This is a genomic window from Pseudomonas sp. K8, assembly GCF_014889455.1.
GTDB lineage: Bacteria > Pseudomonadota > Gammaproteobacteria > Pseudomonadales > Pseudomonadaceae > Aquipseudomonas > Aquipseudomonas veronii.
On the sequence record NZ_VJWO01000008.1, the window covers coordinates 146,577 to 161,566 of the forward strand.

A 14,990-nucleotide genomic window follows, 5' to 3' on the forward strand; every position below is an offset into this window, starting at 1 on the left:
AACCTTCTACGCAGCGCTGGAAATCGGAAACGCCTGAACATTGACCTTTTTACGAGAGCACGGACCCTCACCGCCAACTTGTCTGTCTCGCGTTAAAGCGCCTTCAGACCCACGACTCAATCCTTTGCTCGAACTGTAGCCCAATATCAGGCTTCGAAGAGCTGCAGCACGATAGAAGAGAAGGCGCTACAGGAGATGATCCAAGTCAATACACATGGGCGGCCGCGGGTTTTGCATCACTTCTTGTCTATGCTCACCCGCACCGCCGAGGCGCAGACCTTTGAGCCTTGCAGCGAACGAAAAAATGATATCATAATGACATCATCACCTGATACCTTGTAGGTAGAACCAAGCAATTGCGAGGGTCATCATGGGCGAAGGCGCTCCTATTCCGTCGAATGAAGCTGAAAGGCTAAAAGAGGTCGCCAAATTTTGCCCCGTGGGCAGCGACTCCGACGAAGTCTTCGACAAAATCGCCGCAATCACCTCGGCGTACTTCAACGCGCCGGTCACGCGGGCCTCAATCGTCGATGAGCTCTGCATTATTGACACTGTCACGCGCGCGCCCATGAGCGAGTTGGACAGAGGCATGCTCAATGACTTCGCTGAACGGGTCATGATGCGTATCTGCAACAGGCGCGCTCGTAACTTCGTAGACCAACCCACCGGGTTGTTTAATCGATTGAGGTTTGAGGAACATATACATCAAACGGTCCGGGTAAACAGCGCATGCGAGATTGACGCAGTCGACGTCATTATGCCGAAAGTCCTCAACGATATAGTCAAGGCACCGGGTTATATCTGTGCACAAGACTTGATCCTGGCGATAACGTCGCGCCTACAAAAGTGCTACCCAATAATTGCTTGCTTTATAAAATCAGTCCGACGCGATTCGGCTTCATTCTCAATGAATGAGCCGGGCCCTGAGCAAATTTGCGAACGTATTCTGCATAACTTCAAAATATCGGCTACCGAGTCGTTGCAGAAGGTGTAGAAAACCAAGAAGTTCTGCAGCGTTACTTGATAGAAAAACCTATGAGTTCCAAGGCTTTAGAAACCTGGATAGGACAAAGAAACCAGGAGGCAATCATGACGTTGAAGGACTCGCACGCGGCGATTGCGCGCTATTTATATAACGCCACGCCTGCGCCAGTCGTCTACCGATTATATAAACCACCGCTGCCTGGCCGTTTTTTATTACAGCCCTTACTTACCGCCCCGGTAAAACCGAATTATTTTACCGCTGACCGACGACTGACCTGTTCTGCGCTCAAGTTGATCTTGGCCCGAGCCGATAGGCTGATGTGAGAAGGATCGCTATTTACTGATTCAGGGAGGAACCTATGTCGTCATACAGCAACTTGCAGCCGCTTCCTCAGGCTCGCACTTTTTTCCGCTTACCGCTCGTACCCGCTGCCTGTGGCGCATGCGCCCTGCTATTGAGCGACTGGCGCGCCGACAACCAGGCAACGCGCCCAGCAAACGCCTGGGCAAACCGCTGTTTATTCCTCGAACGATAGCAAACCCGGCAATTCAGCCAACCGCACCGCACATGGAGAGGCCTTTCAATGAAATGGTTCTACGATTTAAGGATAGCTACCAAGCTCATCACTTCGTTCTTGCTGGTGCTGGTGCTGACGGCCATGACGGGCGTGTTCGCCATCATCCAGTTGGGCCTGGTTAACGAAACTGCCACTGAAATGCGCGACAACTGGTTGCCTTCGGTACGGGTTGTCTCCGGCATTCGTTTTTTTGTCGCCAACTATCGGGTCACGGAACTGCGCTATCTGATGGCCGACAGCCCGACGGAACAGGCGCAATATGAACAGGAGATCGTCGATGCCCGCAAGGAAGTCGAGACCCGCATGGCGCGCTATGAAAAAGAGCTGATCTCAAGCCCGGTGGAACAGGCGTTGTTCGATACGCTCAAGACCAACTGGAACAGCTACCTCAATACCAGCAAGAACCTGTTGGCCGAGTCGCGGCAGGGTTTGAAGGAACAGACCAGTGTCATTCTCAAAGGGGATTCGAAACGGGACTTCGAACAGATCTCCAGCGACTTGGTAAAACTCGTCGACCTCAACGACGCCGGAGCCACGGCAGCCAATCAACGCGGTAACGAAATCTACGCCAATGCGCGACTGTCCATCATCGCCGCGGTACTCGTGGCTTTGCTGGTGGGTATCGCGCTGGCGTTGTTTATTTCACGCATCATTTCCACCCCGCTGAAAAGGGCCGTGGATGTGGCCAGCCAACTGGCCGAAGGTAACCTGGCCGTGAAGATCGAAGGTGGCTCCAAGGACGAAACCGGGCGTGTGCTCACGGCGATGCAGGCCATGGTCGGCAAGCTTTCGCAGATTATCGGTGAGGTGCGCAATGCCGCCGACGGTCTGGCCAGCGCGTCGGAGGAAGTCAGCGCTACCGCCCAGGCCATCAGCCAGACCACCAGCCAACAAGCCGCAAGCGTCGAAGAAACCAGTGCGTCCATCGAACAAATGAGTGCCAGCATTAACCAGAACACCGAGAACGCCAAAATAACCGACGGCATGGCCAGCAAGGCAGCCAAGGAAGCAGGAGACGGCGGCGACTCTGTTCAGCAGACGGTGCAGGCGATGAAAAAAATCGCGCAACGCATCAGCATCATCGATGACATTGCCTACCAGACCAACTTGCTGGCCTTGAACGCCGCCATCGAAGCGGCGCGAGCCGGCGAACATGGCAAGGGCTTCGCGGTGGTGGCGGCCGAAGTGCGCAAACTGGCCGAGCGCAGCCAGGTGGCCGCTCTGGAAATAGGCGAGCTGTCCACCAGCAGTGTCGAAATGGCCGAACGGGCCGGCCATCTGCTTGGTGAGATGCTGCCGTCGATCAACAAGACCTCCGATCTGGTCCAGGAAATCACGGCCGCCTCCGAAGAACAGGCAGCCGGCGTGGCGCAGATCAATTCGGCGATGAACCAACTCAACCAGGTCACTCAGCAAAATGCCTCCAGCAGCGAAGAGCTCGCTTCCACCGCCGAAGAAATGAGTACCCAGGCCGAACAGTTGCAGCAGGCCATGAGTTTTTTCAGGCTGGACGCAGGCGATCAGGCATCGAACGTCACACTGGGCAAATCCAGCCAGGCAAGCAGCGTATCGCGTGCGATGGCGCGGGCACCGCGAGCGGTCCCGCACAAAACCTTCCTCAAGAGCGCAGGCCCCGACGAAAGCGAGTTCACGCGGTTCTAAGCGCAAACCGGACGCGGTGCTTTTTTCATGCAGGAGAGCGACATGGGCGCGTTAACCGATACCCGACAGCCGACGGCGATTCAAAAGCAGGAGGCGCAGTACCTGACGCTCCTGCTGGGCGGCGAAATGTTCGCCATCGATATCCAGGGCATCAAGGAAATCATCGAGTACGGACACGTGACTCCGGTGCCGATGATGCCCGACTTCGTGCGCGGCGTGCTTAACCTGCGAGGTGCCGTGGTGCCGGTGCTGGACCTCAAGGCACGGTTCGGGCAGCCATGCACGAAGGTGAATCGACGCAGCTGTGTGGTGATCCTCGAAGCCAGCAGCGAGGACCACCAGGCCCAGGATATCGGGCTTCTGGTGGACAGTGTGTCAGAGGTACTGGAAATTCCGGCGGACGAGATCAAGCCGGCCCCCAGCTTTGGCGCGCGCATTCGCCCTGACTTCATCAGCGGCATGGCCAAGGTCGCCGGCACGTTCGTCATCGTTTTGCAGGTGGACAAGGTGTTATCGATGGATGAAATGTCTCAACTGGCGGACGCCGGTGACAGCCCCAGCCTCCAGGACCTGTAAGTCACGAACAAGGAGTTCGGATTGAAACAGATCAATCTTGAAGATCGTGAATTCACCCAGTTCCAGTCCTGGCTCTATGGTGCAGCGGGCATCCACTTGTCACCCATGAAAAAAGCCCTGGTTGCCGGGCGTCTGTTCAAGCGCCTGCAGTTCCATGAACTGGAGAGCTACGGCGCGTATTTCAAAATGATAATGGGCAAGGAGAACCCCGACGAACTGCAGTTCGCCCTGGACCTGTTGACCACCAACGAAACGTATTTCTTTCGTGAACCCAAGCATTTCGAGTTCCTGCGCGAACGGGTATTGCCCTTCGCGTCGCCAGGCAAGACCTTCAGGGTGTGGAGCGCGGCCAGCTCCTCGGGCGAAGAACCTTACAGCCTGGCCATGACCCTTGCCGAAACCCTGCGCAGCACGCCCTGGGAGGTCATCGGATCGGACATCAGCACCCAGGTACTGGCCAAGGCCCGGAACGGGCATTACCCGATGGAACGCGCGAACAGACTGCCGCAGTCCTTGCTCAGTCGATACTGCCTCAAGGGCATCGGCCAGCAGGAAGGCACCTTCCTGATCGATAAATCCCTGCGCCAGCGGGTCAGTTTCGTACAAGTCAACCTGATCGAAACCCTGCCCCAACTGGGCGAATTCGATGTGATTTTCCTGCGCAACGTGATGATTTACTTTGATCAGGAGACCAAGCGAAAAGTGGTCAGTCGCCTGCTCCCATTCCTGCGACGTGGCGGCTATTTCATGATCAGCCATTCGGAAAGCCTGAACGGCGTCAGCGATGCGTTCAAGCTGGTGGCGCCTTCGATTTATCAAAAACCGTGAGGCGCCGAAGCTGTCGAGCCACTATTCGCTGATGAGCTTCTTCGGGTTGTCACGTTCACGCAGCACACATTGCATTTCCAAAGCCTCATCGAGGGTGAGCTGAAGCTCTTCATCCTTCCAGGGTTTGCTGATGTAGCGGAAAATGTACCCATCGCTGAGTGCCTGCGTGATCATGCTCATGTCGGCATAACCGGTCAGCAGGATATTCATGCAGTGCGGATCGCGCTTATGCACCTCACGGAGCAGGGTCGGGCCGTCCATGAACGGCATGCGCGCGTCGCAGACGATCAGGTCTATGGGGTGCAGTTCGAAAAGGCTCAGCGCCTGCGCGCCACTGGTGGCCAGCAGCAAATCGTAAGGCTTGCCACGCAGCAAGCGGCGCAGGCTGTTGAGGATACTTTCTTCGTCGTCCACCAGCATGACGGTGTAGCGTTTTTCGCTCAACTCGGTGGTGTTCATGCTCAGCATCCTTCAACGGCAGAGGTAGCGTGGGCCTGTACCTGGGGCTGACGTAACGGGAGCCACGCGCGGAAGCAACTGCCCCGGCCCGGTTCACTTTCGACGGTGAGCCTTCCATGGTGCTTGACGATGATGCTGTACGACAGCGACAGGCCCAGGCCCGAGCCCATGCCTACCGGCTTGGTGGTGAAGAACGGTTCGAATATCCGGTTCTGGATGTCCAGCGGGATGCCGTGACCGTTGTCGACGACCTCGACGAACACACCGCCGTCTTCCCTGCCACTGTTGATGATGATTTCGCCATCAACGCCCACGGCATGGCTCGCATTGATGAGCAGATTCAAGAACACCTGATTGATCTGCGAGCCCATGCACTCGATAGGCTCGATATCGCCGTAGCGCTTGATCACCTGAGCCTTGAACTTGATCTCGTTCCAGATAACGTTGAGGGTGCTATCCAGCCCCTTGTGCAGATCGGCCAACTGCCATTCGTAACTGTCGACATGGGAGAACTCGCGCAGGTCCTTGACGATACGAGTGACCCGGTCCAGCCCCTCGACCGACTCGACGATCAGCTCGTCGATGTCCTGCCGCATGAAGTCGTAATCCGCCTTGTCCCGCATGGCCGCAAGCTCGGGATGAGCCTGCGCATGTTTTTCGTCACTGGCCTGTTCGTAGGCGTCGAGCAATGCGAAAAGATCCACCAGGTAACGCCGCAGGCTGTTGACGTTGGAGCACACAAAGCCGATCGGGTTATTGATCTCGTGGGCCACGCCCGCCGCAAGCTGGCCAATCGCAGCCATTTTCTCGGACTGCAGCAACTGCGCCTGAGCCTCCTCGAGCCGTGCGATCAGCAGCGCCTGGGCGCTCTTTTCCTCTTCCAGCAACTCGTTGAGGTGCGTCAGTTCGAGTTGGCGGGCAGCGGTGTCGGTCGTATCGCTTATCGCCAGGCCCACCCCCAGACTGCCACCATCGGCGTCCTGCACCGGGAAGAAGGTGCAGTTCTGATACATGTGCCCGACCAAGCCACTGATCGGCCGGGTGCTTTCGAAGTTGAACAGATGCGGCCGTTGCTGCCAGGAGGTGAACGCAAAGTTCTGCAGCGTGACGACGCTGTTGATCTTCTGCCGGGTCCAGACCTCGGGCAGTTCCGGAAACACTTCGAACAGCGTGCGACCGACGAGCTCTTCGGCGCTGCGGCCGCTGTTGATGGACATGAAGTGGTTGGAGAACAGCACTTTGCAGTCATGGTCGACCAGCAGCACGCCCATGTTGATGGCCTTGAGCATCGACTCAAGGGTTTCCCGGGAAATTGCCTTGTTGTCTGTCATGAAGACGCCCCTTCAAAGCTCATAGAGCAAGCGATCGATGGCCCGGACCACAACGCCTGCTGTACGTTCGGTGATACAGATCAGCAGGTCGCAGGAGAATTGATGAGCCTGCACCTCGAAACGGATTTCCAACACCATCGCCAGGTGTTCGTTCAGGTTCAATTCATCCAGTGCGTTCGTGGACTCTTCTCTGTGGACCAGAATCGACGGCGCGTCGTAGCTCACTTGTATCGCCACCTGCTTGGCCAGGCCACTGATGCAGGCGCCGGACAGGATGTTGGTGACATCCAGCATCAGTTCTTCCTGCTGCGCAGGGCCGCCGTCGCTATAGCCGAGCAATTCGGCGAGCTTGTCGGCCCCCATGGAACCAAAGCAAACGAACACCTCTCCGCGTAGCTCCCCCAGGAACGACTGACGGGTGACGATCATGGAGCTTCGACGAAGATGGTCCGGAATCAACAGGTTGTCCTGCTCCCGGATCAGAGGGTGAATGAAAGGAACCGAAAGCGTAACCATGGTGTTGGTCAGCCGGGCCAGTCGTTCGGCGGCCTGCCCCATGGCAATGTTCATCAATTCCTGCAAGGCGTCACGTTGGTCTTCGGTTAGCGCGGCCAAGGTTTCCATCAAAGTACCCCTATGACGTGCAAGGCATTGAGTACAGCTTGCGCCGTAACCGGCTTGGCGACGAATGCAGCAGCGCCCAGATCGGATACGCGCTGCCTGGCCAGCGGCTGGATGTCGGCGCTGATCACCACGACAACCACATTCGCGTCCTCGCGCTTGAGCGCCTCAAGGGTCTGGAAGCCATCCATGACCGGCATGGTCAGGTCGAGAAAAAGCAGGTCCACCAAACCGGCGTGATACGCCTCCATCACCTCGGCACCGTTACAGGCCTGGCGAACATCTTCGGTCAGTGATTCTGGCAGGGAACGCAAGACCAGCTTGCGGGACATGGATGAGTCATCAGCGATTAGGACTTTCATGATGCACTCCACATTATGAAGTGTCCTGCAGCCTCGGGAGGGGTCGCAGAAACGAAGATTCGCAAGAACCTTTTAATCACTCTAACCCGACATCTAGCAAAGAGCCATCATCCAATCCTGATATTGCGCGAGGGATTTTCGGAGCCTGTAGGGGTTTCCCTACAGGCCGCCAAAAAGTGTGGAGCGTGATCTTCGCCCGGCATACCACCGGATCAACCGACGAGGCACATCGCGCCGGGCGCTGACCGCGCTACAGAGTGTAGGAAATACCCACTTGCACCGTGCGCGGCTCGCCAGGGTAGGCGTAGAAGTTCAAGAACGAGCCCTCTTCGTACTCGCGATTGAACAGGTTCTTCACGTCCAGGTTGAGCCTGACCTTTTCGTTGACCTTGTAGTAACCGAGCAGGTCGACGACCGTGTAAGCGTCCATCGCGAACGTGTTGTTGGCCGTCTGCCCGGCACGCTCGGCCACGTATTTGCCACCGGCGCCGAGGCCCAAGCCTTTGAGCGCGCCATCCTGGAACTCATACACGTTGAGCAGGCTGAAGCTATTGCGCGGAATGTTGGCCAAACGCGTTCCGGTACGGACAGTGGTGTCCTTGGTGACGGCGGCATCCACATAGGCATAGCCGCCGATCATCCGCCACTCGGGCGTCAGGTTGCCGGCCACGTTCAGATCAAAGCCGCGGCTGCGGACCTGGCCCGTCGCGACATTGAAGTCGGAGTTAAAGGGGTCGAGACCCTGGACATTTTTCTTCTCGATCTGGTAGATCGCCGCATCGACGCTCAGCTGTCGGTCAAGCGCTTCCCACTTCACGCCCATCTCGTAGGACTTGCCCTTCTCCGGATCGAACCCGCCGCCCTGACGACTGGCGCCGGTGTTGGGCTTGAACGAGCGCGCGGCATCCGCGTAGAGCGCGACGGTGTCGGTGAGGTCATACATCACGCCGACGCGCGGGGTGACGGCGTTGTCGGCGGCGTTCCAGCTTTTGGCAACGTAGGATTCGTACTCGTGCTCGAAGCGCTCGAAGCGCGCACCGGCGAGGACTCTCAAGCGCTCGGTCAGTGCCACCTGGTCCTGAACGAAGGCCGCGTAGGTCTTGAGGTTTTCTTTATCGTGCGTCGGCGTGCGGGTCAGCGCCGGACGAGGCTGGCCGTAGACCGGGTTGTAGATATCGATCGGAAAGGTCCCCGCCAAGACGGCGGAACGCTGGATGATCGACTTGTAGTCGTAGTCTTCGTATTCGATGCCAGTGAGCAAGGTGTGATCAAAGCCGCCGGTGGAAAAGTGCCCGGTCAGGTTGAGTTGGTAGTCCTTGTCAGTCCATTCCAGCTTGCGGTAGTTGAAGTTGCGCTGAAGTGTGCGGCCATCGGCATCCAGGCTGGTCGCGCCGTTGGCCTCGACACCATTGCCCTTCATCGTCCCGTCCAGCCACTGGAAACCACCGCCCAGGGTCCAGTTGTCGTTGAGCAGATGTTCGAAGCGCAGCTGGGCCATGTTGTTATCGTTGTGCAGGTCGCCGGCGTACTTCTCGCCCCAGAAGGTGTCACGGGACGGCGTCCCACGCTGGTTGGCGAAGCGTGTCAGGCCGCGATCCAGCGGGCGATTGTTACGCATGAAGTCGCCTTCGAAGATCACCTTGGTGGCGTCATTGGCCTGCCAGGTCAACACCGGGGTCACGCCGTAGCGTTCGCTCGAGACATGGTCGCGGAAGGTGTCGCCGCCCTCGCCCACCACGTTCAGACGATAGGCCAGCGCGCCTTGCTCATCCAGCGGGCCGGACGCATCGAGGGTGCCGCGCTTCATGCCCTGGTCATTCAATTGGCTACCCAGCGTGACCGTGGGCTCGGCCAGCGGCTGCTTGGATACCACGTTGAAGGTGCCACCGGGATCGCCACGGCCATACAGCATGGTCGCCGGCCCGCGCAGCACTTCAAGGCGCTCGATGCTGTTGGCGTCGGGCATGCTCGGGTAGCCGCGGTTGATCGGGAAACCGTTGCGGTAGAACTCGGCAGTGGTAAAGCCCCGCACGGTGAAGCTGGTAAGCCCTTGCCCGCCGAAGTTGTTCGCCCGGCCGACGCCGCCCGCGTAGTCCAGGGCTTCCTGCAGGCGAGTCGCACCAATGTCCTCGACCACGTCCTTGGGCACTACGCTGATGGACTGCGGCGTTTCATGAATCGAAGTGTCGGTACGGGTCGCACTGGCTGAACGTGTCGCGCGGTAGCCCTTGACCGGCCCTTGAGCCGTCTCGTAGTCCATTTCGCCGGTGACCGTGGTCGCCTGCAACTCGAGGCTGCTTTGTTCAGAGGCGGCAACCTGCGCCCAGGCAAAAGGAGTAAACGCCTGAAGCACGCAGAGGGAAATCAGGGTGTGACGCATGGATGTTGGACCTCATGGATGAGCCGACGCGCAGGCAAACCTGCCAAGAATTCGCGGCGCATGATATACCAAACCATTCGCGCATGACATGGATTCTCATTAACTGTTTTTCGCGTATCAGCTTTGTATCAACCGCGTAAAAATCCAGGCAAAAAAAACCACTCGTTAGAGTGGTTCGCTTTTGCCATGGCCGCCTGCCACGGCAGTGCTGGCGCTTGCCTTCATGGGCTCGGAGTCGTGAGGCTGGCGAGAAAGTCAGCGACCAGCCGGTTGAACGTCTCGCCCTGATCGTCGTGGACATAGTGACTGGCGTGCGCGACTTCCACCGTCTGCACCTGCCGATTGCTGTCACGCATCGCCTGCAGCGTCGCGGTGGGCAGGAAGTCCGAACGCCCGCCACGAATGAACAGCGTCGGGCAGTCCAAGGCCCGCACCGCCGGCCACAGGTCGGTCGGCTCGATGCTCAGGCGCGCCTCGGCGATGCCTTGCTGATCGTGCCGCCAACTGATCAGCCCTTCGTGCTCTTTCATCGAATGCGCCAGCCTGGAAGCAAGGCCCTGTTCCGACAAGCCCGGGCGCGACGCCTGCCAGAAAGCGCGGGCGCTCGCCCAGCTGTCGAAGTGCAACGGCGTCTGGCTCATTTCACGGCGAATACGCGCCGCGCCGTCGCCCTGGCTCGAAGAGCCGGGACCGATGTCTTCGATGATCAGCCCGTGCAAACGCCCTGGGTTTTGCCGTGCATATTCAAGGGCATTGGCGCCACCCAGCGAATGCCCCAGCAACACGAAGCGTTGCAAACCGAGGTGGGCGACGAAGTCCTCCACATCCTCCACATAAGATTGCGTGTGGTAGCTACTCGGCGTGGCCCAATCGCTCAACCCGCGACCGCGCTGGTCCAGGGCGTAAACGCAGTAACCGGGGCCCAACGCCTGCACCAGCGACTCCCAGGTCTGCGCATAGGCCCGCAAGCCGTGCAGCAGAACCAGAGGCTCGCCGCTCGGCTCGCCCCATTGCAGAAAATGCAGGCGCAAGCCTGTGCGATTAGTAAAAAAACAGCTGGCAGGCGACATCGTTGTGCTCCATGAAGGCTGGGCTTGGGCCGGCTTAGAAACGATCGAAACGATACGGGCTCGGATCGATGATCGGGGTATGCCCGCTGACGATATCCGCCGCCAGATGGCCGGCCGCCGGCGAGGTACCGAAACCGTGCCCCGAGAAACCGGTGGCGACGGTCAACCCGGGAATTTGCGTGACCGGCCCAATCACCGGGTTCGAGTCCGGCGTCACGTCGATGGTGCCCGCCCAGGCCTGGGCAATCCGCGCCTGCTCGAATACCGGCCAGGCGGCCTTGAGGTTGTTCATCGCATCGTTGTTGAGCCGCGGGTTGGCGGCCGGGTCCTGCACCCGCACCCGTTCGAACGGGCTGATACTGTCGGCCGACCAACGCCGGGCCAGCGCCAGGTCGTTAAAGAAATACTTGCCCAGCGACACGTTCAACACGCTGCGCTGCGCGCGAAACTGCGGCATGTATTGCTTGGCGAGCAACAGGTGATCGAGGGTCAGGTAGGCGTCCAATTTGCCGCGTTGGGTAATGATGAAACCGCCGTCCTTATGCTTGCGAAAGGAAAAGTCCGGCGCGCCCACGGCGATTTCCGTAGGCCCGTCCATCGGATGTGTGCGCAGCACCGAACAGGTCAAGGCCAAGGTCGGCAACGCCACGCCGAGGTTGCCCAAAAAGCGCCGCGACCACATCCCCCCGGCCAGCAATACCTGATCGCAGCGAATCTCACCCTTTTCAGTGACCACCCCACTGACCTTACCGGCGGACATCTGCAGTGTACGCACCGCACACTGCTCGATGATCACCACGCCCTTGGCCATGGCCGCCTTGGCGATCGCACTGCTGGCCAGGGTCGGCTCGGCCCGCGCATCGGATGGCGTAAAGATACCGCCGGCCCAGTCAGCCACGCCGCCCGGCACCCGTTGCGCGATCTCGCGCTGGCTCAGCAACCGCGAGTCGAGGGACAGATGTTCGACCGATTTCAGCCAGCTTTCATGCATCGCCATCTGCGCCTCGTTGCGGCCCAGGAACATGATGCCCTCTTGCCGATACCCGACGTCGGCGCCGACCCGCTCAGGCATCTGCGCCCACAAGCGATCTGCGGCGAGGGCCAGGGGGATATCGGCGGCGTGCCGGCTGGTCTTGCGTACCCAGCCGAGGTTGCGTGAGGACTGCTCGCCGGCGATACGGCCTTTTTCCAGCACCACCACCGCGATATTGCGTTCGGCCAATGTCAGCGCAGCCGTCAAGCCGATGATCCCGCCGCCAATAATGACGACGGACGTCGCGAAGGGGAACGTAGTTGACGTGTTCACGGGCGCTATAGTCGGGGCCATGATCAAGACTCTGTGAGCGATTGAGGTCGGCCGCGCAAGCGCACGGCCGCGTAGCGGTCATTGCGACAGGCGGATGACTTCGACCTGCGCCTTGGAGGCGTTGCGATAGGCCGTCACTTCCAGTTCCACCTTGTAGACCGTCGAGCCCAACGGCGGGCAGGTCACGGTACTGGCCGGATCGACACCGCGAAACTTCTCGCCGATCAGACCCATGACCGCCGGAACGTCCTTGGGGTCCTGGATGAACACCCGCGAGCACACCACATCGGCCAGGCTGGCGTCGACGGCGGCGAGGGCCGTTTCGATGTTGGCGAATACCTGATGCGTCTGTTCGAGGATGTCCTCGGGGATCAACTTGGTTTGCGGGTTGCGGCCTGCGGTATTGGAGACATAGATCCAGTTGTCCACCACCACCAGGCGTGAATAGCTGGCTTGGTCTTCAAACGGGGAACCGGTCTTGAGCTTGATGATTTTGGTCATGTCGTTGCCTCTTCAGATGGATAAGGGTGGCTTAGCGCAACGCGGGGGTTTCCCATAGATTCAGTTTCACGCCGATGCCTTTTGCGATGGCATTGCGGTACACCACCGTGCCCCAGGCCACGTCTTCCACGGGCATGCCGCCCACCGACATGATGATGATCTCTTCATCGTTCCGGCGGCCCTGGGCATCGCCGGCAACGATCTTGCCGATGTCTTCGAGCTCGTCGCGCTGCATCTTGCCCTCGGCGATCATGTCCATGAACCGCACACCGATCACCGGTACGCAGTGGTGCGCGGGCTTGGGCAACTCTTCGAACCAGGCTTCATAGAGGCCGGTGTTATCCAGCACCTTGCGCACCTCGGAGCTCTCCATGCCTTCATCCAGGGAGCAGGACGCCGGCATCGCCATGAAGGCGCCCGGTTTGACCCACTCACGCTTAACGATTGGGTAGTTCGAGGGGTCGCCGACCTCACCGGAGCTACAATAAGTAACAAGGTCGGCGTCGCGGACCACATCTTCGAGGGTGTCGACGACTTTTATCGTGGTCACCTGTGGGTAGGTTTGCTTTACCCAGGCAATAAAATCGTTGAGGCTTTTCTCGCCGCGTCCCTTGATCTTCAAGGTATCGATCTGCGGGCACACCGCGATGAAAGCGGCCAGCGTGGTCTTGCCCATCACCCCCGGGCCCAGCAGGCCGACGACTTTGGCATCCTTGCGGGCCAGGTGGCGCGCGCCCACGCCGGGAATCGCGCCGGTGCGATACGCCGACAGCAGGTTGGCCGACATGTGCGCCAGCGGTGCGCCCGTGTCGGGGTCGTTGAGCGTGAACATCAGGATCGAGCGCGGCAGGCCTTTGTCGCGGTTGGCGATGTTGGAGCCGTACCACTTCACGCCGGCGGTGCAGAAGTTGCCGCCCAGGTAGGCCGGCATCGCCATCATGCGTCGGTCAGCGGTGGGTTTGGGCATGTTCGGGAATGGTGATTCCTTGGGGAAAATCACCATCGCGCCGTGGGAATCGTTGTTCGGGCCCGCCATGCGGTAATCGCCGATATACAGCAGGCCGAACATCTCTTCCATGGTGTCGACACAGGCAAGCATGTCGGTGACGCCAGCGCGGATCATGTCCTGCTCGGACAGGTAGATGAAGTCTATTTTTGTAGTCGTGGACATAATTATTCTCGGGCTGAAGGTGATATCGCTGCGGTAGGCGCGGCTCCCACGCTGTCGAGTCCGAGTATCGGGCTGGGCTTATCGGCGGTATTGTAAATTTCGGACATCGGCGCTTGCCGCGGGCACCTGAGTTGGCGCGATAAATGCCTGAATATTCGCGCATATTGCCAATCGAAGGTTCCGTCATGGTCAACCTGTGTGCGCCGAGGCCGCGGCACCCAACCGCCTACGAACAACCCTGGTTCGTACTCAACTCATCGCGGTATTCGGTGATGCCTTCCGAGCACCCGGCGATCTCGCATTTCTATGCCTTCGATGTCGCCCAATCGACCGACGTGCTGGCGGTGCCGGATGGCTGCGTGGACATCGTTTTCGACTGCGATACCACACGTCCCACCGTGCGGATCTGCGGCACGCCGCTGGAGGCGCAGCGCGTCGAACTGCATCAGCATCATCACTACTTTGGTGTGCGCTTTTCACCGGGGGTCATTCCAGGCTTCATCAATGTGCTGGCCGCGGACCTGACCGAACAGGAGCTGGATCTGCTCAAGGTCTCGGGGTTTGCCCAGCGCATGTTCGAGAACATCGTGCAAACCCCACGGTTGGAAGAGCAGATGAGGCTGTTCAATGACTACCTGGCCCCGCGCCTGATGGGCAGGACCTCGAAACTGACGGCGATGGTGATTCAACAGGCCCTGGTGCATCGCGGTGACCTGCGCATTCAGCAACTTGAAGACCTCAGCGGCTACACCAGCCGCACCATCCATCGCCAGTTCAGCCAGGACACCGGCATGTCGCCGAAGATCTTTTGCCGCATCATTCGCTGCCAGGCGGCCCTGGAAACATTGAATACCCAGCACGATGTATCCTTCTCGGAACTGGCGCTGGACCTGGGCTTCTCCGATCAGTCACACTTCCTGCGCGACTTCAAGAAGCTGGTCAGTACGACACCCTGTGACTACCAGCGCAAAATTGTGCAGAACGCCTACAGCGACCGCATCAGCTTCGCCTGAACGCGCCGCATCAGGCAGCGTTCACCCCCCTCCCCCGCGCGACGAAAAATAAACCTGCGTCTCCATCATTTCTCCATAAAGCCTACGCTGAAAGTGCATGCTTGCCGTGCATCATCCAACCCGTTGCCAGAAAACCGCGCGCCGTTGC

At 59.2% G+C, this 14,990-nt stretch carries 14 protein-coding genes; 5 read left to right on the forward strand and 9 right to left on the reverse strand.

Going from position 1 to position 14,990, the window contains the following annotated elements:
* Positions 1-370: 370 nt before the first annotated feature.
* The 4 genes from INT12_RS08615 (at position 371) to INT12_RS08630 (ending at position 4,628) form a co-directional block, all read left to right on the forward strand.
* Entirely contained in the window at positions 371-994 is a 624-nt protein-coding gene (locus INT12_RS08615; protein ID WP_193039661.1) for a hypothetical protein, read from the forward strand.
* Positions 995-1,568: 574 nt separating this feature from the next.
* Positions 1,569-3,224, forward strand: a complete 1,656-nt coding sequence (locus INT12_RS08620) for a methyl-accepting chemotaxis protein (protein WP_193039660.1) — start codon at positions 1,569-1,571, stop codon at positions 3,222-3,224.
* A gap of 42 nt (positions 3,225-3,266) precedes the next feature.
* Positions 3,267-3,800 carry a chemotaxis protein CheW gene (locus tag INT12_RS08625; RefSeq protein ID WP_102618299.1) on the forward strand — a complete coding sequence of 178 codons (534 nt, stop codon included), beginning with the start codon at positions 3,267-3,269 and terminating at the stop codon, positions 3,798-3,800.
* A 21-nt stretch (positions 3,801-3,821) separates the two neighbouring features.
* Complete coding sequence (locus tag INT12_RS08630; protein ID WP_017846988.1) at positions 3,822-4,628, forward strand: CheR family methyltransferase; 807 nt, start codon at positions 3,822-3,824, stop codon at positions 4,626-4,628.
* A gap of 21 nt (positions 4,629-4,649) precedes the next feature.
* Here INT12_RS08630 and INT12_RS08635 read toward each other — a convergent pair whose 3' ends face one another.
* The 9 genes from INT12_RS08635 to INT12_RS08675 form a co-directional block, all read right to left on the reverse strand.
* Entirely contained in the window at positions 4,650-5,087 is a 438-nt protein-coding gene (locus tag INT12_RS08635) for a response regulator (RefSeq protein ID WP_017846987.1), read from the reverse strand.
* Between the two features lie 2 nt (positions 5,088-5,089).
* Positions 5,090-6,418 (reverse strand): ATP-binding protein, encoded by a 1,329-nt coding sequence (locus tag INT12_RS08640; protein ID WP_017846986.1) that lies wholly within the window; start codon positions 6,416-6,418, stop codon positions 5,090-5,092.
* Positions 6,419-6,430: 12 nt separating this feature from the next.
* Entirely contained in the window at positions 6,431-7,042 is a 612-nt protein-coding gene (locus INT12_RS08645; protein ID WP_017846985.1) for a chemotaxis protein CheC, read from the reverse strand.
* Entirely contained in the window at positions 7,042-7,401 is a 360-nt protein-coding gene (locus tag INT12_RS08650) for a response regulator (RefSeq protein WP_017846984.1), read from the reverse strand. The genes INT12_RS08645 and INT12_RS08650 overlap by 1 nt, the downstream gene beginning before the upstream one ends.
* 250 nt (positions 7,402-7,651) lie before the next feature.
* Entirely contained in the window at positions 7,652-9,781 is a 2,130-nt protein-coding gene (locus tag INT12_RS08655) for a TonB-dependent siderophore receptor (protein WP_193039659.1), read from the reverse strand.
* A 221-nt stretch (positions 9,782-10,002) separates the two neighbouring features.
* Complete coding sequence (locus tag INT12_RS08660) at positions 10,003-10,851, reverse strand: alpha/beta fold hydrolase (protein WP_193039658.1); 849 nt, start codon at positions 10,849-10,851, stop codon at positions 10,003-10,005.
* 34 nt (positions 10,852-10,885) lie between these two features.
* Positions 10,886-12,178, reverse strand: a complete 1,293-nt coding sequence (locus INT12_RS08665) for an NAD(P)/FAD-dependent oxidoreductase (RefSeq protein ID WP_193039657.1) — start codon at positions 12,176-12,178, stop codon at positions 10,886-10,888.
* A 57-nt stretch (positions 12,179-12,235) separates the two neighbouring features.
* Positions 12,236-12,658, reverse strand: coding sequence for a RidA family protein (locus INT12_RS08670; RefSeq protein ID WP_017846980.1), 423 nt, complete (start codon positions 12,656-12,658; stop codon positions 12,236-12,238).
* 31 nt (positions 12,659-12,689) lie between these two features.
* Positions 12,690-13,829, reverse strand: a complete 1,140-nt coding sequence (locus INT12_RS08675; RefSeq protein ID WP_026140023.1) for a tyramine oxidase subunit B — start codon at positions 13,827-13,829, stop codon at positions 12,690-12,692.
* Positions 13,830-14,014: 185 nt separating this feature from the next.
* Here INT12_RS08675 and INT12_RS08680 point away from each other — a divergent pair, with 185 nt between their 5' ends.
* Complete coding sequence (locus INT12_RS08680) at positions 14,015-14,842, forward strand: AraC family transcriptional regulator (RefSeq protein WP_046483329.1); 828 nt, start codon at positions 14,015-14,017, stop codon at positions 14,840-14,842.
* Positions 14,843-14,990 lie beyond the last annotated feature (148 nt).

Bases quoted from the DNA above. Each gene is read 5' to 3' on its own strand.
- INT12_RS08675 (WP_026140023.1), bottom strand. From the start codon at position 13,829: ATGTCCACGACTACAAAAATAGACTTCATCTACCTGTCCGAGCAGGAC.
- INT12_RS08615 (WP_193039661.1), top strand. From the start codon at position 371: ATGGGCGAAGGCGCTCCTATTCCGTCGAATGAAGCTGAAAGGCTAAAA.
- INT12_RS08640 (WP_017846986.1), bottom strand. From the start codon at position 6,418: ATGACAGACAACAAGGCAATTTCCCGGGAAACCCTTGAGTCGATGCTC.
- INT12_RS08620 (WP_193039660.1), top strand. From the start codon at position 1,569: ATGAAATGGTTCTACGATTTAAGGATAGCTACCAAGCTCATCACTTCG.
- INT12_RS08650 (WP_017846984.1), bottom strand. From the start codon at position 7,401: ATGAAAGTCCTAATCGCTGATGACTCATCCATGTCCCGCAAGCTGGTC.
- INT12_RS08625 (WP_102618299.1), top strand. From the start codon at position 3,267: ATGGGCGCGTTAACCGATACCCGACAGCCGACGGCGATTCAAAAGCAG.
- INT12_RS08635 (WP_017846987.1), bottom strand. From the start codon at position 5,087: ATGAACACCACCGAGTTGAGCGAAAAACGCTACACCGTCATGCTGGTG.
- INT12_RS08655 (WP_193039659.1), bottom strand. From the start codon at position 9,781: ATGCGTCACACCCTGATTTCCCTCTGCGTGCTTCAGGCGTTTACTCCT.
- INT12_RS08645 (WP_017846985.1), bottom strand. From the start codon at position 7,042: ATGGAAACCTTGGCCGCGCTAACCGAAGACCAACGTGACGCCTTGCAG.
- INT12_RS08680 (WP_046483329.1), top strand. From the start codon at position 14,015: ATGGTCAACCTGTGTGCGCCGAGGCCGCGGCACCCAACCGCCTACGAA.
- INT12_RS08670 (WP_017846980.1), bottom strand. From the start codon at position 12,658: ATGACCAAAATCATCAAGCTCAAGACCGGTTCCCCGTTTGAAGACCAA.
- INT12_RS08660 (WP_193039658.1), bottom strand. From the start codon at position 10,851: ATGTCGCCTGCCAGCTGTTTTTTTACTAATCGCACAGGCTTGCGCCTG.
- INT12_RS08665 (WP_193039657.1), bottom strand. From the start codon at position 12,178: ATGGCCCCGACTATAGCGCCCGTGAACACGTCAACTACGTTCCCCTTC.